Origin of the sequence: Streptococcus mitis (assembly GCF_965111725.1) — a bacterium.
Lineage (GTDB): Bacteria > Bacillota > Bacilli > Lactobacillales > Streptococcaceae > Streptococcus > Streptococcus mitis_DV.
On the sequence record NZ_OZ217341.1, the window covers coordinates 32,508 to 53,231 of the forward strand.

At 39.1% G+C, this 20,724-nt stretch carries 19 protein-coding genes and 4 pseudogenes; 20 read left to right on the top strand and 3 right to left on the bottom strand.

What is annotated here, in order from left to right:
- Positions 1-2: 2 nt before the first annotated feature.
- The 11 genes and pseudogenes from ACLV7Q_RS00190 to ACLV7Q_RS00240 form a co-directional block, all read left to right on the top strand.
- Positions 3-350, top strand: a pseudogene (locus ACLV7Q_RS00190) (hypothetical protein); the annotation flags it as partial.
- 7 nt (positions 351-357) lie between these two features.
- A pseudogene (locus tag ACLV7Q_RS00195) lies at positions 358-762 on the top strand (hypothetical protein); the annotation flags it as partial.
- A gap of 366 nt (positions 763-1,128) precedes the next feature.
- Complete coding sequence (locus tag ACLV7Q_RS00200) at positions 1,129-2,157, top strand: hypothetical protein (RefSeq protein ID WP_218757499.1); 1,029 nt, start codon at positions 1,129-1,131, stop codon at positions 2,155-2,157.
- Between the two features lie 295 nt (positions 2,158-2,452).
- A complete protein-coding gene (locus tag ACLV7Q_RS00205; protein ID WP_218757582.1) occupies positions 2,453-3,055 on the top strand; it encodes a hypothetical protein in 603 nt (200 codons plus the stop codon).
- Between the two features lie 12 nt (positions 3,056-3,067).
- A pseudogene (locus tag ACLV7Q_RS00210) lies at positions 3,068-3,139 on the top strand (N-acetylmuramoyl-L-alanine amidase family protein); the annotation flags it as partial.
- Between the two features lie 35 nt (positions 3,140-3,174).
- The gene (locus tag ACLV7Q_RS00215; RefSeq protein WP_225904718.1) at positions 3,175-4,728 is read left to right on the top strand and encodes a PspC family transcriptional regulator; all 1,554 of its coding nucleotides are present in this window, start codon (positions 3,175-3,177) and stop codon (positions 4,726-4,728) included.
- A 128-nt stretch (positions 4,729-4,856) separates the two neighbouring features.
- A complete protein-coding gene (locus ACLV7Q_RS00220; protein WP_225904719.1) occupies positions 4,857-5,000 on the top strand; it encodes a hypothetical protein in 144 nt (47 codons plus the stop codon).
- Between the two features lie 281 nt (positions 5,001-5,281).
- Positions 5,282-6,832, top strand: coding sequence for an LPXTG cell wall anchor domain-containing protein (locus tag ACLV7Q_RS00225; protein WP_225904720.1), 1,551 nt, complete (start codon positions 5,282-5,284; stop codon positions 6,830-6,832).
- A 293-nt stretch (positions 6,833-7,125) separates the two neighbouring features.
- Complete coding sequence (locus ACLV7Q_RS00230; protein WP_125417160.1) at positions 7,126-7,581, top strand: hypothetical protein; 456 nt, start codon at positions 7,126-7,128, stop codon at positions 7,579-7,581.
- A gap of 2 nt (positions 7,582-7,583) precedes the next feature.
- Positions 7,584-8,006, top strand: coding sequence for a hypothetical protein (locus ACLV7Q_RS00235; protein ID WP_218757500.1), 423 nt, complete (start codon positions 7,584-7,586; stop codon positions 8,004-8,006).
- 48 nt (positions 8,007-8,054) lie between these two features.
- Entirely contained in the window at positions 8,055-9,041 is a 987-nt protein-coding gene (locus ACLV7Q_RS00240) for an Abi family protein (protein ID WP_218757501.1), read from the top strand.
- A 188-nt stretch (positions 9,042-9,229) separates the two neighbouring features.
- On the opposite strand, the pseudogene ACLV7Q_RS00245 reads toward ACLV7Q_RS00240, so the two are convergent.
- Together ACLV7Q_RS00245 and ACLV7Q_RS00250 are read right to left on the bottom strand one after the other, a co-directional pair.
- Positions 9,230-9,682: pseudogene (locus ACLV7Q_RS00245) on the bottom strand (hypothetical protein); the annotation flags it as partial.
- Position 9,683: 1 nt separating this feature from the next.
- Positions 9,684-10,595, bottom strand: coding sequence for an Rpn family recombination-promoting nuclease/putative transposase (locus tag ACLV7Q_RS00250; protein WP_218757503.1), 912 nt, complete (start codon positions 10,593-10,595; stop codon positions 9,684-9,686).
- A gap of 147 nt (positions 10,596-10,742) precedes the next feature.
- On the opposite strand from ACLV7Q_RS00250, the gene polA reads away from it, so the two are divergent.
- Both polA and ACLV7Q_RS00260 read left to right on the top strand, forming a co-directional pair.
- Positions 10,743-13,376, top strand: coding sequence for a DNA polymerase I (gene polA / locus ACLV7Q_RS00255; RefSeq protein ID WP_218757504.1), 2,634 nt, complete (start codon positions 10,743-10,745; stop codon positions 13,374-13,376).
- Between the two features lie 84 nt (positions 13,377-13,460).
- Complete coding sequence (locus ACLV7Q_RS00260) at positions 13,461-13,898, top strand: CoA-binding protein (RefSeq protein WP_218757505.1); 438 nt, start codon at positions 13,461-13,463, stop codon at positions 13,896-13,898.
- A 31-nt stretch (positions 13,899-13,929) separates the two neighbouring features.
- Here the strand turns inward: ACLV7Q_RS00260 and ACLV7Q_RS00265 are convergent, their stop codons facing one another.
- On the bottom strand, positions 13,930-14,940 hold the full coding sequence (locus ACLV7Q_RS00265) for a YeiH family protein (RefSeq protein WP_218757506.1): 1,011 nt from the start codon (positions 14,938-14,940) through the stop codon (positions 13,930-13,932).
- A gap of 148 nt (positions 14,941-15,088) precedes the next feature.
- On the opposite strand from ACLV7Q_RS00265, the gene ACLV7Q_RS00270 reads away from it, so the two are divergent.
- The 7 genes from ACLV7Q_RS00270 (at position 15,089) to ACLV7Q_RS00300 (ending at position 20,701) form a co-directional block, all read left to right on the top strand.
- A complete protein-coding gene (locus tag ACLV7Q_RS00270) occupies positions 15,089-16,258 on the top strand; it encodes a pyridoxal phosphate-dependent aminotransferase (RefSeq protein WP_218757507.1) in 1,170 nt (389 codons plus the stop codon).
- Positions 16,255-17,025: a DNA repair protein RecO gene (recO, locus tag ACLV7Q_RS00275; RefSeq protein ID WP_218757508.1), complete on the top strand. Its 771-nt coding sequence runs from the start codon at positions 16,255-16,257 to the stop codon at positions 17,023-17,025. The genes ACLV7Q_RS00270 and recO overlap by 4 nt, the downstream gene beginning before the upstream one ends.
- Positions 17,022-18,014, top strand: a complete 993-nt coding sequence (gene plsX / locus ACLV7Q_RS00280) for a phosphate acyltransferase PlsX (protein ID WP_218757509.1) — start codon at positions 17,022-17,024, stop codon at positions 18,012-18,014. Before recO ends, plsX begins: the two co-directional genes overlap by 4 nt.
- A 5-nt stretch (positions 18,015-18,019) precedes the next feature.
- The gene (locus tag ACLV7Q_RS00285; RefSeq protein ID WP_000136445.1) at positions 18,020-18,253 is read left to right on the top strand and encodes an acyl carrier protein; all 234 of its coding nucleotides are present in this window, start codon (positions 18,020-18,022) and stop codon (positions 18,251-18,253) included.
- Between the two features lie 122 nt (positions 18,254-18,375).
- Positions 18,376-18,537, top strand: coding sequence for a hypothetical protein (locus ACLV7Q_RS00290; RefSeq protein WP_000190273.1), 162 nt, complete (start codon positions 18,376-18,378; stop codon positions 18,535-18,537).
- A 3-nt stretch (positions 18,538-18,540) separates the two neighbouring features.
- Positions 18,541-19,197, top strand: coding sequence for a hypothetical protein (locus ACLV7Q_RS00295; protein ID WP_049551061.1), 657 nt, complete (start codon positions 18,541-18,543; stop codon positions 19,195-19,197).
- Between the two features lie 334 nt (positions 19,198-19,531).
- Positions 19,532-20,701, top strand: coding sequence for an N-acetylmuramoyl-L-alanine amidase family protein (locus ACLV7Q_RS00300; protein WP_218757510.1), 1,170 nt, complete (start codon positions 19,532-19,534; stop codon positions 20,699-20,701).
- Positions 20,702-20,724 lie beyond the last annotated feature (23 nt).

Sequence of the window (20,724 nt, forward strand, 5' to 3'; positions counted from 1 at the left end):
AAAAATACAGAGAAACCAGCAAAGACGAGGTTCGTAAGCCGTGGTTAGAGTTTTTCGGCAACAAGCCCTTTACTCAACAACCTGAGCGAGCTATCAGTCAGGCGGACCAACTGCTAGACTATAAGAGTTGGTCCGAGGAGGACAGGAAAATGTTTAGTGAACAACGCAGACGCGAAGAACAAGCCTTGTTAGCACACGACTATGCCTTGGAAACTGCTAGGGAGGAAGGGAATTTTTTTGCCTTCCTAGATATGGTCCACCAAGGTCTTCTGACTTCTGAGGTTGCCAGCCAGCAGTTGGGTATGACCGTGGCTGAGTTTGAGGAGCTATTGAAAGACCATCATAAATAAGACCTAAAAATACAGAGAAACCAGCAAAGACGAGGTTCGCAAGCCATGGTTGGAGTTTTTCGGGAATAAACCCTTTACCCAGCACCCCGAGCGAGCCATCAGCCAAGCAGACCAACTGCTGGACTACAAGAGCTGGTCCGAGGAGGACAGGAGAATGTTTAGTGAACAACGCAGGCGTGAAGAACAAGCCTTACTCGCTCATGACTATGCCTTGGAAACAGCTAGAGCGGAAGGTATTGAACAGGGACTTGAACGTGGTCGTGCAGAGGGTATTGAAAAAGGACGAGAAGAAGGCATTGAAGAGGGATTAAAAGTAGGTTTAGTAAATCTAGTACGTCAAGGTCTGCTGCCATCTGAGGTTGCCAGCCAGCAGTTGGGCATGACAGTCACTGAGTTTGAGTCCTTGCTATGAGGTCACATTTTAAATAGTAGAAAGTTAATGAAATGGCGAGTTATTTCTAAAATACTTGTCATTTTTGCTTGACATTTGGAAGGGGTTATAGGATAATATCATGGAAGTGAGTTCTATCCAACTATCGATATGGATTAGATATGTGAGGTTTGACTCAGGGCTTAAGAAATTTGTGAGATTTTCACTTGGGAGATACGGTATTTGAAGGGTATTTCATCTCACAAAGATGTTTTTTCACCTTTTTTGAAAAAAATAGGTAAAAAGTTGATGAAAACCCTTGACAAATCCTGCAAATATTTATATACTGTATGGTAGTAAGATAGTCTTACGAAAAAATTTTTAAAGAAAAACAAAGGAGATAAAACGATGAAAAAAGTTTTATTGACAAGCGCAGTCGCTCTTACAGCATTTGGTGCTGTACAAGCAGTTTCAGCAGCAGACCTAACTCTTAAACCAGGTATGGTAGACCCTGCTACTGGTAAATTAGTAACAGCTACACAAACACAAGGTGGTTCAAATACTGCTACAGACAGAGCTACATTCCAAGATGGTAAATTAGTAAATAACAAACCAGCTTACACTCGTTTTGGTGTTTACGATGTTGCTAAAGCTTCAGTAGTTCCAGCTCCAAAGGATGGAGAAGTAGGTAACCACTATGTTCGTTTAAACGTTGTTGATGCTAAGGGTAAACCAGTACCAGGTATTGAATTTGATTTATCTGTAACACTTCCAGATGGTAAAACAACTTACTTTGAGGTAGAATCTGACGAAGATGGTAACGTAATTATTGGTAAGTATGAGAAGGTGCAAACAACTTCTGATGCTACACAAAAAGAAGATGTGTTCGTTCCAGCAACTTTCCCAGTTGGATCTGTAGTTAAGTATCGTTTCACTGAAGGACAAGCAACAAATGGTGAGGATATTAAATTTGTAGGTGAATTCAAAGTTTCTGAGGATTTATATACAAACGGAAATATCACTATTAACGAAGTACGTCATGTTGATGTGAAGTTTGGTGATCAAGCTGCAACTGGTAAAACAGGTTGGGTCAAAGATAACCAAGGCTGGAAATATCAAGTTAACTCTAAACTTGTTACTGGTTGGGTACAAGATAGCGGTAAATGGTACTTCTTTGGCCAAGATAACCTAATGAAAAAATGGTGGGTTAAAGACGGTGATACTTGGTACTTCCTAAATGGATCAGGTGCTATGGAAACAGGTTGGTTGCAAGACGGTGGTAAATGGTACTTCCTTGAAGCATCAGGTGCTATGAAAGCTAACCAATGGTTCCAAGTAAAAGATAAATGGTACTATGTTGACGCTACAGGTGCTCTTGCGGTTAATACTACTGTAGGAGGATACACTGTTAACGGAAACGGTGAATGGGTTAAATAATTTATAAATTAAATCTAAAACAGGGGAGAAATCTCCTGTTTTTTCTTGCGAATTTATTAAATAAATATTATAATAAAGAAAATAAAAATTAGAGGAGATTTAGCTTTATGAATCTTAAACTTGTAAAACTTCTAGCTAGCGTAACTTTAGCTGGTTCAGTATTAACAGTTGCGCAGTAATTTCCAAGTACTATATATACAGAAGAAACAGGTAATTATTCTACAGTATCGTGGGTTACGATAGAATACGATAGAAAAGGATGGAACAGAAAAAACTTTAAAAGAAACTATTAAATATGATCGTACTAAGCATCCGGAACTCCAGGTCAAATTTTGGGCTAGGCTATAAATGGAAAAGAACAGACAATAATGGTAGAAATATTAAACATATCTTCGTTGCAGATACGACAATCAAGGGTGATAAAGATGAATTGATTCCTGCAAAGCCGGATTCAGTCAAACCTTTTAAGGATACTTATGTAGGTACTAGTTGGTTAGCGAGAAAGGCTGATGGAACTACAGAAGACTTAAAACCATTTATTTCTTCTACTGTGGTAAAAAAAGAAGAAGAAGTTAAACCAGGGGATTTTAAGGGGTATCGTTATGTAACGACTACTTATGAGCAAAATGTTAGTAAGCATTGGTTTGTAAAAGATACTAATGCTAAGGATGATAGTCAGAAAAAGGATTCATTGACAGGTTGGCAACATGCTGATGGTGTAGATTATCTTTATCAAGATGGTAAAAAACTAACTGGTTTACAAAAGCATGACAATAAAGTTTATTATTTGAAGAATGAAGGTGTAAAACAAGTTGGTTGGCTAAATCTTGGTAGTTGGTACTATATGTCTGAAGATGGAGCTATGATAACTGGCTGCTTCCAAGCAGGTGGCAAGTGATACTATACTTATAGTTCAGGTACCCTTGCAGTGAGCACTACTGTTGATGGTTATACTGTAAACGCAAACGGTGAATGGATTTAACTTTCTACGTAACATAAATTATAAAGAGGTAAAAGATGAAAACAAAACATATTTTAGCAGTTGGAGCTGCAGGAGTAACATTATTTGGAACTAGCTCTTTGTCAGCAGCACTTTTTGAACAGGAAACAGTTTATGCTGTGGAAACTGAAGCTAAACCAACAAATCCAGACGAAATCACCCAAACATCTTATAGAACTTCAGACGGTACTTCTATTCCTAATGTTAGTAATGATGAAAAGTATAGAAGTCATAAAGAAATATCTGGTTACAAGTATATTCGTAGTGGTTTTGAGTTCGAAAGAGGTAAGTCAATTTGGGTACATTATTATGCAAAAGATGCATCATCAACAGGTGACTCAAGCAACAACAATGGCTCAGGCAATAATAATGGCTCAACAACAAATTCTAATTCTCCAGTAAAAAAAGTTCGTTTTGTAGAATATAAACCTGGTAGTGATGTTCCAGTTGATATTAAAGATCCACGTACAGGCTCTGCAGCTTCTGATACCAGTCGTCCGGATATTGCCGACTATACTTATGTTAATGGTGAATTAAAAGGTGATACACTTTACCATATCTATCGCTCAAATTCAACGACTAATACTAACCAAAATAATAATCAGAACCAGTCTAATTCTGCAGGTCAATTCAAAACGGAGAATGGGAAGGTCTACTATATTAAGGACGGCAAAAAAGTTACTGGCTGGCAAAAAATTGATAGTAAGACTTACTACTTTGAAGCTGATGGAGCTATGAAAAAAGGTCTATTGACTTCAGGTGATAAGCAATACTATTTAGATGAAAAAGATGGTGTTAAAAAGCTAGGCTTTGTAAAAGTTGCTGATAAGGTTTACTATTTTGTTGAAAATGGTGATAAGAAAACTGGCTTTATCAAAATTGATGATAAAACTTACTATCTAAAAGAAGGTGTTCGTCTAACAGGGGATATTACAGTAGACGGAAAACATTATTTCTTAGATGAGGAAGGTGTCCTTAAACCAGGTATTGTTTTAATTGATGGTAAAAAATTCTTCATTGATGATGAGGGAAATCGTCATGTTGGATGGAAGAAAATTGGACTGGATTGGTATTATTTCTCTAAAGAAGATGGAATGAAGACTGGTTGGGTCAAAGATGGGTCATGGTATTACTTGGATGAAACTGGTGTGATGAAAACTGGTTGGAAACAAGTTGATGGTAATTGGTACTATCTTAACGGCTCAGGTGCTATGCAGACAGGCTGGAAATTTATAAATGGTAGTTGGTACCATTTTGACAGTTTAGGTAAAATGGGTACTAGATGGATAAAAGACAATGGTACATGGTATTACCTTGACGGTTCAGGTGCTATGCAGACTGGTTGGAAGCTTTTAGATGGTAACTGGTATTACCTCAATGATTCAGGTGCTATGCAAACAGGTTGGCTCAAGCAAGGTGGTACTTGGTATTATCTTGCTGGCTCAGGTGCAATGAAGACAGGTTGGTACCAAGTTGGCGGTAAATGGTATTACTCATATTCATCAGGAGCTTTGGCTGTGAACACAACTATCGATGGTTACACAGTAAATGCCAATGGTGAGTGGGTGTAAGGAATATAATAAAGAAATAAGGGGAAATTCCTCTTATTTTTTTGTCAATAAGGAGATTATTTCTTGATTTTTCCGAAAGAAAATGCTATAATGACAGCAAAAAGGATATTAAAGGTGGTAAATACTTTATGGACAAGAAAAAACTTTTCACTGCTAGCTTGGCTAGCGTTGCCGTTTTAGGAGCAGGTTTCCTTGCTTCAAACCCATCAGTTGTGAAAGCTGAACTGTTGAAGAATTACAAAAAGAGGCTGAAGCTAAAGATCAAGCTTTAAAAGATGCTGAAGCTAAAGCTCAATCTGAGAAGCAAGAAGCTGATGCTGCTGCCGCAGCAGTTGCAAAAGCAAAAGCAGATAAACTCGCTGCTGATGAAGCATTAGCAAAAGCAAAAGAAGAAGCTGCTAAAGAAGAAGAAGCTAAAAAAGAAGAAGCTGCTACTAAAGAAGATTTATCAAAAGCTTTAGATCAATTAGAAGAAGCAATTGCAAATGATCCAAATATTACTGATAAAGAGGCTGCTAAAAAAGTTGCTAAAGAATTAGTTGACAAAGAAGGATTGTTAAAAGCTATTGAAGCTGGAGAAATCAAAGCTTCTGAAATTCTTGCTGAGTTAGCAGATGATAACGAAAAAGCTGAAGCTGAAGCTAATGCTCCTGCAACTCCAACTGAAGCTAAACCTGCAACTAAAGATACTCTTCCTAAAGACATTAAAGCTGGAATTGAAAAAGCTGAAAAAGAAGAAGCTGCTCGTCCTGCATCAGAAAAAGCTCAAGATAAAGCTGATGACTTAGGTGAGAAAGCTGACAAACTTAAAAAAGAAGCAGAAGCTGACGCTAAGACAGCTGCAGACAAAGCTGCTGAATTAGAAAAAACTAATGCAACTTTAAAAGAAATTAAAGAAGCTGTTAAAACTGCTAAGGAAAATCAGGAATCACCTGATGTTATTAAAAACTTAGAAGATGCTCAAAAAGCATTAGAAGCTAAAGCTCAAGAACAAGAAGCAGAAGCTACAGCTGCTAAAGAATCTGCTGACGCTAGAATTGAAGAAGCTAACAAACTTGTTGACGAGTATAATGCTGCTCTTAAAGAAGTAGAAGCTGCTAAAGAAAAAGAAGCTGAAGAAGTTGAAGATGCTGCAATCGAAGCACTTCAAAGCAAAGTAGCTGACTTGGAAAAAGAAGTAGCTGAATTAGAAAAATTAGTAGCTGACAATGAAAATAATCCAGATGCAGTTGACTACGTTACTGCAGCTAAAGAAAAACTAGAAGCTAAGAAAGCTGAATTAGAAGAAGCTAAAAAAGAATTAGAAAAAGCTCTTGATGTTTTAGGTCCTGAAGGAGAAGATACTGAAGAAACTCCGGCTAAACCATCTAAAGAAGAAGAGAATGATGCTGAAATCGAAGCTCTTCAAAACAAAGTAGCTGATTTGGAAAAAGAAGTAGCTGAATTAGAAAAATTAGTAGCTGACAATGAAAATAATCCAGACGCAGTTGACTACGTTACTGCAGCTAAAGAAAAACTAGAAGATAAAAAAGCTGAATTAGAAAAAGCTGAAGCTGAACTTGAAGAAGCTCTTAAAGGTTTGGAGCCTAAAGATATTAAATCTGAAATTAAACGTCTTGAAGCTGAAGTTAAACAACTTGAAGAACAACTTAAAGATGCAGAAGAAAATGGCGCTGAATCTTACATTGTTGAAGGACTTCGAGCTAAATTAGAAGAAGCTAAGAAAGACTTAGCAGAATTGAAAGAAGCTTGGTTAAGTAATGTAACTCCAGCACTTCCTGAGTATAAATTACCTGAAGATGCTCAACCAGCTCCAACACCAGCTCCAGCTCCAGCTCCAACACCAGCTCCAGCTCCAGCTCCAACACCAGCTCCAGCTCCAGCTCCAACACCAGCTCCAACACCAGCAACTGAAGCCCCAGCAACGGCAGCTCCAGCAGTAGCAGGTACTAGACAAGATAATACTTATCAAGCACCAGCTGCAAAATCAGAAGATAAGAAAGAACTTCCAAATACTGGTGGAAAAGATAATGCTGCAATTGCATCATTAGGATTCCTAGGCTTGCTCCTTGGTGCCCTTCCATTTGTGAAACGCAAAAACTAATTAGTTAAAAATATGAAAGAGAAGGACTTGTTGCCTTCTCTTTTTGTGGTATATAATCGCGTGAGGGCTTTGTTGGATAGTAGAAAATAAAAAGTGAACAAGACGATATTTTTTTGTTATGTGACTATTAGTATGTCTTGTTTCGCAAAGTGCAGAAAATGCGAGATAGTGGCTGTACCACTCACTTATTCATCCTGTGTTGTGTCTTGAGTGAAATGAAGGGATGAATTATAGAAATGGATTATTTTGTTTCTTTATGTTACAATGAATTAAAGAAATGGTAGGAAGAATCTATGGAAGAAAAATCTCTTGTAGTGAAAGTGAAAAATTTTCTAACAAAAACAGAAGATGAAAGAGAAGTGTTAAATTACTCTATCAAAATAAAAGAGTACTTATCTATGACACATGAAGAATTTCAATCAAAGAAAATTATGGTTGAAACAAAATTAGCCACTATGAAGGTGAAATTTACATTTTTTATTTCAGTTCTTTTAATTGCCTTTTTATCTGGATTTACTGATAAGATGTTTAAATTTTTAAATACTATTAGTGCTAAAATGGTGTCAGTTATACCTGAAGAAGCTTCAGTCTTTGATAGAATTTTTGTACTATCAATTGTTTTATACCTCATTATATTATTAGTAGCTTTATTCGTGGTTCTATCTTATTTAAAGGGATATTTTAATTTAATTAAGGAAGAAAAAATAATAACTCAAGCTAGCATTATGAGAGAAAACAAAGGAGAATAAAGTTGATTAAAAGATTGCTTAAAAGACTGTGGGAGCAACTTCCAGCTCAAATTCTATCACTCTTAATATATTTAATATTTGTTGTTGTTTATTTATTGAAATTACATGGATTGAATAATTTATTATTGAAAACATATCCATCAGCTTCACCATTAAAGATAATTGCTCATAATAATAACCAACCTTTATTATATATTATAGGAGCGATATGTTTCTACATAGTTGGAATCCTCTTGATAGTCTATTTTATAAAAAGTATATCTGAAGTAGTATTGGAAGGAACAATATTTTTGATTATTTCCGCAGTTATAATCTTCATTTGTTTAGTTTTAATATTTGTGTGTATTCACAATCCAATATTGAAAGCATTTTTGGCTGTTTTGGGAATTGGTGGAGTTGTTATGGGAACGATCAGTCAATCTTAAAAGTAGGATATATAGTGGCTATAGCTTTAGAAATAAAAGGTAGTATATATGTCTAATATGAATTTAAAACCTAAGAAAACTGTGGAAGAAATAGTTGATAAAATGAAGAAAGATAAGGGCATTACTTTTAATTATATGAGTAGGTTAAAAGCAATCGAATTTTTATCTAGTACAAATAACTATTTACGAACAGCATCATACAGAAAAAATTATCAAAAATACACTAATGGTTCTAATAAAGGGAAGTATATTGGATTAGATTTTGCTTATCTAGTTGAACTTAGTGTTATTGATATGCATTATAGATTCATGGTTCAGAAAATGTGTTCAGATATTGAACATAGTATTTGTGTGCAATTAATAAAAGATATTGAGGATAATGAAGATAAAGATGGTTACGATGTAGCTAAAGAATTTCTTGTTAATCATAGCAATGAGACTAAGAAGATTGCATCAATGATGGCTGCTTTGCACCCTAGTGACCTTATTAGTAAGTATTTTACTGTTGAATGTAGTGAAACTGGTTATCATAGTATTACAAACTATGACGATTGTCCTATTTGGGTTTTATTAGAGCTATTAAGTTTTGGTTCGATAATAAATTTATACGCTGAATATTATCAAAGTCAAATAGAACCATATATTCCTATTAAAATTTTAAATTTGGTACGTAGTTTGAGAAACTCAGCTGCTCATAATAACTGTCTTTTGTTTAACTTAAATTCTAATACAACTATTAGTCCTCAAGAGATAACTTTATTTATAAAGGAATTAGGAGGTTTTACCACATCTCAAAGGCAAAAACGACTATCATCTCGGGTTGTGTTAGAATTTGTAGCTCTAATCTATGTATATGATAAAGTTGTTAAAGGAAAAGTTAAAAAGCATAGATATAGAGAGCTAGAATCATTAATTAAGGGTAGAATGAGAGAGAAAGCAGACTTTTTCAAAGGAAATGATTTGATTATAGCTACATATAAATTTATAGAAAAAGTAACTGAAAAAATTATTCAAAAAGATAAAGATTTTACTTGACAAATTTAAAAGAGATTGATATGATAGACTTATCAAATAAAAATTTTTAATTTTTGACGGGACAGCGGTAAGACGGTGTCCTATTTTTTGTGGTATATGATCGCGTGAGGGCTTTGTTGGATAGTAGAAAATAAAAAGTGAACAAGACGATATTTCATTCCTGTTCGCTTTTATGTTATTTTATAAATTTACAATAGTGACTCAAACTCCGAGACTGTCATGCCTAATTGCTCACTCGCAAATTCTGAAGTTAAAACATGTTGGCGAACCATGTCTAGGAAGGCAAAAAGTTTTCCACGTTCAAGACCCTGTTCAATGCCCTCTGCGCGACCACGTTCAAGACCTCTCTCTAAACCTTTTTCTTCGGCTTGTTCCAAGGCATAGTCCTGTGCTAACAAGGCCTGTTCTTCGCGCATACGTAGTTGACTAAACATTTTCCTGTCCTCCTCGGACCAGCTCTTGTAGTCTAGCAGTTGATCTGCTTGGCTGATGGCTCGCTCGAGGTGCTGGGTAAAGGGTTTATTCCCGAAAAACTCCAACCATGGCTTGCGAACCTCGTCTTTGCTGGTTTCTCTGTATTTTTTTAGTTCTAAGAATGTCATCTTGACTAGATGGTGTTCCTGTCCATTGTTTGTGATGGTCTTACAATAGTGACTCAAACTCCGAGACTGTCATGCCCAATTGTTCACTCGCAAATTCGGAAGTTAAGACATGTTGGCGAACCATGTCTAAGAAGGCAAAAAGTTTTCCACGTTCAAGACCCTGTTCAATGCCTTCTGCACGACCACGTTCTAAGCCCTTTTCCTCAGCTTGTTCCAAGGCATAGTCCTGTGCTAACAAGGCTTGTTCCTCACGCCTGCGTTGTTCACTAAACATTTTCCTGTCCTCCTCGGACCAGCTCTTGTAGTCCAGCAGTTGGTCTGCTTGGCTGATGGCTCGCTCGGGGTGCTGGGTAAAGGGTTTATTCCCGAAAAACTCCAACCATGGCTTGCGAACCTCGTCTTTGCTGGTTTCTCTGTATTTTTTTAGTTCCAAGAACGCCATCTTTACTAGATGGTTTTCCTGTCCATTATTGGTTATGGTTAAGACTTCACCTGTCGTATCCTCTCGCATACTAAAACTGTGAAAGGCTAAGTCATCTTGGAAGTAATTGCTATCCACGATTGCGATAGCGTATACTGGTGCGATGTGTTTATAACTCTGGTGTGTATCACCTTCTCGTTGGCGAATTTTTTCAAGATTTTGATTGACCTGACTGCACAGGTAAGCCCACAGGCGATTGATGAAAAAATTCTGATGGTGAACTTGAATCTCAATGATTACTTGAGTGCCATTGTCCAACTCCGCCAAGACGTCTATACTAGTGTAAAAATCCTGGGCAGAGTATGGCAGGGAAGGCAAGACATGAATATTGCTTCCCTCCAAAATAGTCACATTTTTGGCTGGCAACTCCAACATATCGCGGATAAATTGACAAGTGATTTCTGGATTGCTAAAGATTTTCTTAGCTACCAAGTCATTGGTTGGGCTAATTCCCGGATGTCTTAGAATCATCCTTTTCCTCCTTTTATTATACCACAGTTTTAAATCTAGGTTTACTGGATTCTTTGGCTCTATCTATTTATTCGGAAAAAGTGTGAAAAATATTGGGTATGGCTCTTCCCAATGGTATTTTTTGATGCTTTCCTTTATAATGGGTGTATGGATAAGAAAAAATTATTATTGATTGATGGGTCTTCTGTTGCTTTTCGGGCGTTTTTTGCGCTCTATCAACAGTTGGACCGTTTTAAGAATGCGGCTGGTTTGCATACCAATGCGATTTATGGTTTCCAGTTGATGTTGAGTCATTTGTTGGAGCGGGTTGAGCCTAGTCATATTTTAGTAGCCTTTGATGCGGGAAAGACGACCTTCCGGACAGAGATGTATGCGGACTATAAGGGTGGTCGGGCTAAGACTCCGGATGAGTTTCGTGAGCAATTTCCTTTTATTCGTGAGTTGCTGGATCATATGGGGATTCGTCACTATGAGTTGGCTCAGTATGAGGCGGATGATATCATCGGGACGCTGGATAAACTAGCAGAGCAGGATGGTTTTGATATTACCATTGTCAGTGGGGACAAGGACTTGATTCAGCTGACGGATGAGCATACGGTGGTTGAGATTTCCAAGAAAGGTGTAGCTGAGTTTGAGGCCTTTACGCCAGACTATCTCATGGAAAAGATGGGCATTACACCGACTCAGTTTATCGATCTCAAGGCGCTTATGGGAGATAAGTCGGATAATATCCCTGGGGTGACCAAAATCGGTGAAAAGACGGGTATCAAGCTCTTGCTGGAGCATGGTTCGCTTGAGGGTATTTATGAAAATATCGATGGGATGAAGGCTTCTAAGATGAAGGACAATCTCATCAATGATAAGGAACAGGCTTTTTTGTCTAAAACACTAGCGACCATTGATACCAAGGCACCGATTGAGATTGGTTTGGAGGACTTGGTCTATAGTGGTCCAGATGTGGAAAATCTTGGGAAGTTCTACGATGAGATGGGCTTCAAACAGCTCAAGCAGGCTTTAAATGTATCGTCAGCTGATGTGGCTGAGAGCTTGGACTTTACTATCGTTGACCAAGTCAGTCAAGATATGCTGAGTGAGGAGTCTATCTTCCACTTTGAGCTTTTTGGTGAGAATTACCATACGGATGATTTGGTTGGATTTGCCTGGTCTTGTGGTGAAAAGCTATATGCTACAGACAAGCTTGAACTTTTGCAAGAGCCTATTTTCAAGGATTTTCTAGAAAAAACACCTCTGAGAGTTTATGACTTTAAGAAGGCTAAAGTTCTTTTGCATCGTTTTGGTGTGGATTTGCAGGCACCTGCTTTTGATAGCCGTTTGGCTAAATACCTCCTTTCGACTGTGGAGGACAATGAAATTGCGACCATCGCTAGTCTTTATGGTCAGACTTACTTGGTCGATGATGAGACTTTTTATGGTAAGGGTGTCAAAAAGGCCATTCCTGAACGCGAGAAATTCTTGGAGCACTTGGCTCGTAAGCTTGCTGTTTTGGTTGAAACAGAGCCTGTTTTACTTGAAAAACTCAGTGAAAATGGGCAATTAGAGCTTCTTTATGATATAGAGCAATCCCTGGCTTTTGTCCTTGCCAAGATGGAAATAGCTGGGATTACGGTCAAGAAAGAGACCTTGCTTGAGATGCAGGCTGAAAATGAGCTTGTTATTGAAAAACTGACTCAGGAGATTTACGAACTGGCTGGTGAGGAGTTTAATATCAACTCGCCTAAGCAGTTGGGCGTGCTTCTCTTTGAAAAATTGGGGCTACCTCTAGAATACACTAAGAAAACTAAGACTGGATACTCGACAGCGGTGGATGTCTTGGAGCGTCTGGCTCCTATTGCGCCGATCGTTAGGAAAATTCTCGACTACCGTCAGATTGCTAAGATTCAGTCTACTTATGTGATTGGCTTGCAGGACTGGATTTTGGCGGATGGCAAGATTCATACGCGCTATGTGCAGGATTTGACCCAGACTGGGCGTCTGTCTAGTGTGGATCCAAACTTGCAAAATATCCCTGTTCGTTTGGAACAAGGTCGTCTCATTCGTAAGGCTTTTGTGCCTGAGTGGGAGGATAGTGTATTACTCAGCTCGGACTATTCGCAGATTGAATTGCGCGTTTTGGCACATATCTCTAAAGATGAACACTTGATAAAGGCCTTCCAAGAGGGGGCAGATATTCATACTTCGACAGCCATGCGGGTCTTTGGCATTGAGCGTCCTGAGGATGTGACTGCAAATGACCGTCGCAATGCCAAGGCAGTTAACTTTGGAGTGGTTTACGGGATTTCAGACTTTGGTTTGTCTAATAATTTGGGTATTAGCCGTAAGGAAGCCAAGGCCTATATTGATACCTACTTTGAACGCTTCCCAGGTATTAAAAACTACATGGATGAAGTGGTGCGTGAGGCGCGTGATAAGGGCTATGTAGAGACACTTTTCAAGCGTCGTCGTGAGCTGCCAGATATCAATTCACGCAACTTCAACATTCGTGGTTTTGCAGAGCGAACTGCTATCAACTCCCCTATTCAGGGATCTGCGGCAGATATTCTCAAGATTGCTATGATTCAGCTAGACAAGGCTCTAGTTGCAGGCGTCTATCAAACCAAAATGCTTCTGCAAGTGCATGATGAAATCGTCCTTGAAGTTCCTAAATCTGAATTGGCAGAGATGAAAAAATTGGTCAAACAAACTATGGAAGAAGCCATTCAACTCAGTGTTCCCCTCATCGCAGATGAAAATGAAGGGGCAACCTGGTACGAGGCTAAATAAAAAGGGGGCTAGTCCTCCTTTTTTGTAGTAGAATTATGCAAGCCTTTTCAAAATGTGCTATACTGATGAAAAAGGAGGATTTCTATGAGTCAAGAATTTATCAATCCAAGTGATGGTGTGATTCGTCAGTATCTCGCAACGAGTAAAACCCTTGCTGTAGTGGGTTTATCAGACCGTGAGGAAACAACCAGCAATCGAGTGACCAAGGAAATGCAGGCTCGAGGTTATAAAATCATTCCAGTCAATCCCAAGGCAGCAGGTGACGAAATATTGGGTGAAAAGGCTTATGCTAGTCTAGCAGAGATTCCTTTTCCTGTAGATATTGTCAATGTTTACCGTCGCAGTGAGTTTTTGCCAGATGTGGCGCGTGATTTTCTTAAGGCTGATGCCAAGATTTTTTGGGCACAGCTAGGACTTGAAAGTCTAGAAGCGGAAGAAATCTTGCGTGCTGGTGGATGCGATGACATCGTGATGAATCGCTGTATCAAGAGAGAACACACTCGCTTGATTGAGGAAGCATAATAAAAAGGTAGCTGGTGGGCTACCTTTTGTATTAGAAAATACCGATAAGGGTCTGCATCCCAAGACTGGTGAGGATGATGGCAATCCAGCAGATAGCTCCGAGAATAATGGATTTTCCGCTGGATTTGACCATAGCGACCAGATTTGTTTTGAGACCGATAGCACTCATGGCCATGATAATGAGGAATTTGGAGAGTTGTTTGAGAGGAGTAAAGAAGCTACTGGATACACCGAGAGAGGTCAGTAGGGTGGTTAGGAGAGATGCAAAGATAAAGTAAAGGATAAAAAGTGGGAAGACTTTTTTCAGTTGTAGGCTTTGCTTGTTTTCTTGTTGGCGACTTTGCCAGTAGGAGAGAAAGAGCGTGATAGGGATAATGGCCAAAGTACGTGTGAGTTTAACAATGGTTGCAGACTCGAGGGTATTGCTTTGGTAAAGACTGTCCCAAGCGCTGGCGGCAGCCGTTACAGAGGAAGTGTCGTTGACCGCAGTCCCTGCAAAGAGGGCGAAGCCTTCATTGGATAGATGAAGCCAGGTGCCGAGGGTTGGAAAGATGAGCGCAGCCAAGACATTGAAGAAAAAGATAACGGAAATGGCTTGGGCTACTTCCTTTTCCTTAGCATCAATAACGGGCGCTGTCGCTGCAATGGCAGAACCACCACAGATTGAAGAACCTACTCCAACCAAGGTAGCCAATTTTGTATCCAGTGCAAAGAAGCGCTGGAAGAAATAGGCAATAATCAGAGCTATTGAGATGGTGGACAGGATGACAGGGAGTGAAGATTGTCCGACTGCGAAGACTTGCGAGATATTGAGACCAAAACCAAGCAAGACAACAGCATACTGGAGCAATTTTTTAGAACTAAAGGTCAATCCAGCATCCAGTTGTTTATAAGACGAGAGAAAGGGATGTAGGAGCATTCCCATGAAAATGGCAAAAACGGGCGCGCCAATGACAGGGAAGAATCCTCCTAAGTACCAAGATACGATAGAAATGAGAAGGCAGGTCAAGATACCTGCTCCATTTTTTGATAGAAATGACATAAAAACCTCCAAATAGAATCTGTCACCATTATAGACCTATAAACAGGAAAAGTAAAATAGAAAGTGGAAAGCTATTCTATCATGTATTTTTGCGGTCGGGGGGCTTTTGTAGTATAATAGAGATACGTTTCGAAAGTAGGAGGTATCTATGGACTTAACTAAGCGCTTTAATAAACAGTTAGATAAGATTCAAGTTTCGTTGATTCGTCAATTTGACCAGGCTATTTCGGAGATTCCTGGGGTCTTGCGTTTGACTTTGGGGGAACCTGATTTTACAACGCCAGATCATGTCAAGGAGGCAGCCAAGCGAGCGATTGACCAGAACCAATCCTACTATACAGGGATGAGTGGTTTGCTGACTCTACGTCAGGCAGCCAGTAACTTTGTTAAGGAAAAGTATCAACTGGACTATGCTCCTGAAAATGAAATCTTGGTTACAATTGGGGCGACAGAGGCTTTATCTGCTACTTTGACGGCTATTTTGGAAGAGGGAGACAAGGTGCTCTTGCCAGCTCCTGCTTATCCGGGTTATGAACCAATTGTCAATCTAGTTGGGGCAGAGATTGTCGAGATTGACACAACTGAAAATGGGTTTGTCTTGACTCCAGAGATGTTGGAGAAGGCCATTTTGGAGCAGGGTGACAAGCTCAAGGCGGTTATTCTCAACTATCCAGCAAATCCGACAGGAATTACCTACAGTCGGGAGCAGTTGGAGGCCTTGGCAGCTGTTTTACGCAAGTATGAGATTTTCGTTGTCTGTGATGAGGTTTACTCAGAATTGACCTACACAGGCGAAGCCCATGTGTCTCTGGGAACCATGTTGAGAGATCAGGCTATTATTATCAATGGTCTATCTAAATCGCATGCTATGACCGGTTGGCGTTTGGGGTTGATTTTTGCTCCTGCGGCCTTCACAGCTCAGTTGATTAAGAGTCACCAGTACTTGGTTACTGCCGCAAATACTATGGCTCAACATGCTGCGGTGGAAGCCTTGACGGCTGGTAAAAACGATGCGGAACCGATGAAGAAGGAATACATCCAGCGTCGGGATTATATCATCGAAAAGATGACTGCTCTTGGTTTTGAGATTATCAAACCAGACGGTGCCTTCTATATCTTTGCTAAGATTCCAGCTGGCTACAATCAAGATTCCTTTGCTTTTCTGAAGGATTTTGCTCAGAAGAAGGCCGTTGCCTTTATTCCTGGTGCTGCTTTTGGGCGTTACGGGGAAGGCTATGTGCGTCTGTCTTATGCGGCTAGCATGGAGACGATCAAAGAAGCCATGAAACGACTTGAGGAGTACATGAGAGAAGCATGATTCAGTTTATCACGAGTCAAGGCTTGGTGCTCTACAATCGCAATTTTCGTGAGGATGATAAGCTAGTCAAAATCTTTACAGAGCAGGCTGGTAAGCGGATGTTTTTCGTCAAACACGCTGGTCAGTCTAAGCTGGCCCCTGTTATTCAGCCCTTGGTGCTGGCTCGATTTCTATTACGAATCAATGATGACGGGCTTAGCTACATCGAGGACTATCATGAGGTGATGACCTTTCCCAAGATTAATAGTGATCTCTTTGTCATGGCCTATGCGACCTATGTAGCGGCTCTTGCAGATGCTAGCTTGCAGGATAATCAGCAGGATGCTCCCTTGTTTGCTTTTTTACAAAAGACTTTGGAGTTGATGGAAGCTGGCTTGGATTATCAGATTTTGACTAATATTTTTGAAATCCAAATCTTGACTCGATTTGGAATCAGCCTCAATTTTAATGAGTGTGTCTTTTGCCATCGGATCGGTCAGGCTTTTGACTTTTCTTTCAAATATGGAGCCTGCCTCTGTCCAGAGCATTGTCATGAGGATGAGAGACGTTGCCATCTAAATCCCAATATCCCTTATCTGCTCAATCAATTTCAAGCTATTGATTTTGAGACCTTGGAGACCATTTCGCTCAAGCCCGAAATCAAGCAAGAGCTACGCCAATTTATGGATCAACTCTACGAAGAGTACGTTGGGATTCACCTAAAATCAAAGAAATTTATTGATTCCCTAGCAGACTGGGGACAATTACTAAAAGAGGAAAAGAAATGAAAAAAATCGCAGTAGATGCCATGGGGGGCGATTACGCACCTCAGGCCATCGTTGAGGGTGTCAATCAAGCCCTAGCTGACTTTTCAGATATCGAGGTTCAACTCTACGGAGATGAGGCTAAAATCAAGCAATATCTAACAGCGACAGAGCGCGTCAGCATCATCCATACGGATGAAAAGATTGATTCAGACGATGAACCTACGAGAGCTATTCGGAAGAAGAAAAATGCTAGTATGGTATTGGCGGCCAAGGCTGTCAAAGATGGAGAAGCAGATGCTGTTCTCTCAGCTGGGAATACAGGTGCTTTGTTGGCGGCTGGATTCTTCATCGTGGGTCGTATCAAGAATATCGATCGACCTGGACTCATGTCTACCTTACCGACTATTGATGGGAAGGGGTTTGACATGCTGGACCTCGGTGCTAATGCGGAAAATACAGCCCAGCACCTCCATCAATATGCGGTTCTAGGTTCTTTCTATGCTAAAAATGTTCGTGGAATTGCGCAACCACGTGTTGGCTTGCTTAACAACGGAACAGAAAGTAGTAAGGGTGACCCCCTTCGTAAGGAGACTTATGAATTACTAGCAGCTGATGAAAGTTTGAACTTTATCGGAAACGTGGAAGCGCGTGATTTGATGAATGGCGTTGCGGATGTTGTTGTGGCAGATGGTTTCACGGGAAACGCTGTGCTCAAATCCATTGAAGGGACAGCCATGGGAATCATGGGCTTGCTCAAGACAGCTATTACAGATGGTGGTCTTCGAGCGAAACTAGGCGCACTCCTTCTCAAGGATAGCCTCAGAGGTTTGAAAAAACAGCTCAACTACTCAGATGTTGGTGGAGCAGTCTTGTTTGGTGTCAAGGCACCGGTTGTCAAGACTCATGGCTCAAGCGATGCCAAGGCTGTTTATAGTACAATCCGCCAGATTCGTACCATGCTAGAAACAGACGTAGTTGCCCAGACTGCGCGTGAATTTTCAGGAGAATAAAAGAGATGACAGAAAAAGAAATTTTTGACCGTATTGTGACCATTATCCAAGAACGACAGGGAGAGGATTTTGTCGTAACAGAATCCTTGAGTCTGAAAGACGATTTGGATGCTGACTCAGTTGACTTGATGGAGTTTATCTTGACACTGGAAGATGAATTTAATATCGAAATCAGCGACGAAGAAATTGACCAACTCCAAAGTGTAGGAGATGTGGTTAAAATCATTCAAGCAAAATAGAAATCGGAGTTCCAAGACAACGGAAGTAGATGGTTTTTAGAAATGAGGAATATCGGATATCCTTGTAAAAATGGGAAAAACACGTTATAATGGACTTATTAGAAGAGAAAGGAAGTATACTCGTGGCTACATTTAGTATTACTCGTGATATCACACTCACAAAAGAAGATTTTGAAAAAATTCAAGCCTCTAAATCAACTGATTTGTTGCTTGATATTATCAAAAAGAATACAGATAAACAAGAACAACCTTCCTTACTAGGTCTAGAGAAGCTGGTAAGATAAAGTATGAAATTATATGCCTTACCACTAGGGGATGTCATCAAATTCATACGACAAACCGTTATTACTAGAAATCCTGAATATACTAATGAACGGAGAATACGTCAAAAAGTCCGTGAGAACTTCTCTAAGATTGTTTCTGAGCAAGTGTCGTTTGGTAAAAATGAGGATATGTTAGAGTATCTTAAAAATGACGCAATTACAACAGAGCTGACACATAAATCGAGAAATTTTATTATTATTGATCAAGAGATATCAGGAGAGAGATTTGAGATTTTAGGTTTTTTTACACTAACATTAAAAATTGTTAATGTTCAAGAATTAGATAATGATAGCAAAAAATCTTTTGTTTTAAGTGGGAAAAACGCTAGAAACTTAAATTATATACCAGGACTTTTGATTGCTCAATTTGGAAGAAATTTACACTTTAATAAAATTACTGGTCAGCAAGTTATGGAATTAGTTGTTGACAAAATTCAATTAGCCCAGAGCATTTTAGGGGGTAAAATGGTTTATTTGGATAGTGTCAATGAAGATAAAGTGATTAATTTTTATAAATCGTTTGGTTTTGTTGAATACGGTGAGATTATTAGGGATAATAAGCACCCTGATGTATACTATCAACCAATGGCTCTTGATATGACAAAAGTGATTGTTGAGTAGATATAGAAGTTCCAAGGCATTTGCTTTGGAATTTTTTATTTGCTTTAAATGACCGTTTAGGAACAGATTTAGTCTTTCTAGGGACAGGAGAAATCTGAGGACAAATAGGGGATATAATGGAGTTAGAAAAAATTAATCTCCAAAAAGGAGAAAAAAGAAAGGATTTTTATAGAGTTATAGCAATATGGTATTACTCAAAATACAATTCGTAGATATTGGTAATATTGTCTAATTTTTCACAATATTATTGACTTTGACAATGAAAAGTATTAGAATATAGCTAAATAAAGAGGGGAAACCCTCCTGTAGCTATTCAATAAAGGAGGAAATGGCTATGAAAAAATCTAAACTACTCACTCTTGGTCTGCTTGTAGGTGCTGGTCTGCTTTTGTCTATCAACCAAGCACAGGCTGCAGATACTTGGGTTAAAAATGGTGCTGACTGGAATCTTTCTCAAGATGGCAGCCTAGCTAAGGATAAATGGGTACAAAATGCTGGGTCATGGTATCACTTCGATAGCGCTGGTAAAATGCAGACAGGCTGGCTCAAAGACGGTGATACATGGTATTCTCTAGCAGATAGTGGTGCTATGCGCACTGGCTGGTACAAGGAAGGCAACACATGGTACTCACTAGCTAATAGTGGTGCCATGCGTACAGGTTGGTACAAAGAAGGGTCTACATGGTACTATCTTCATTTTAGTGGTTCTATGATGACAGGTTGGGTGTTCATAGATGGTAAATGGTCTTACTTTGAAAAATCAGGTGCTATGGTTGCAGATAGAGCTGTTCCAGCCAGTGATGGGGAAAGTTATGTCATTGGTAAGGATGGCTATCTAGCAAATAGAAAAGATGCTGGATACAGTATTCATGATATTGTCAAACTTGGAGATGGGCAAGAATATTTGCTAAATGCTAAAGGTGACGATGTTATTATTGAAAAAAATGCTTGGTATATCAGACCAGAGTTCAAGAAGTTTTCTAATAAATATGGAGATGAGGTTGCAAATACTACCTTAGCTTTAGTGGATAATAAAGAAGAAGGACAAGAAATTGATCCTAAGGCAGTTGTACAGAACTTCCAAAACTTACCAAATCGCTACTACTTTGATGAAAATGGACATCGTGTGGTTAATATCCCAGCAATGACAACCTATTCAGAGATTAAAAAAGTTGGCAATGATGTCTATTTAGAAAATCCAGGTGCACGACTTCGTCTTGGAGCTACCCACTTTACAATCAATAACAATAAACTATACTATTTAGAAAATGAGCAAGGTAAGCTCAAAACAGGTTACTTTGTATTGATTGATGATGGTATGGCTACAACCCACTATCACATCCTAGCCTATGCGGATCAATCTGGTGAAATTCTTAAGATGAAACGCTTGCCATCAGGAGTTTCAGATTATCTGGATAAAGAAATCGATGGTTTATATGGTGAAAAAATTAAGATTGAATCTCCACACTCAAACGAATATTATAAAGTGGTTGTGGTTAAATAAAAATAACATCTTCACAACTAATC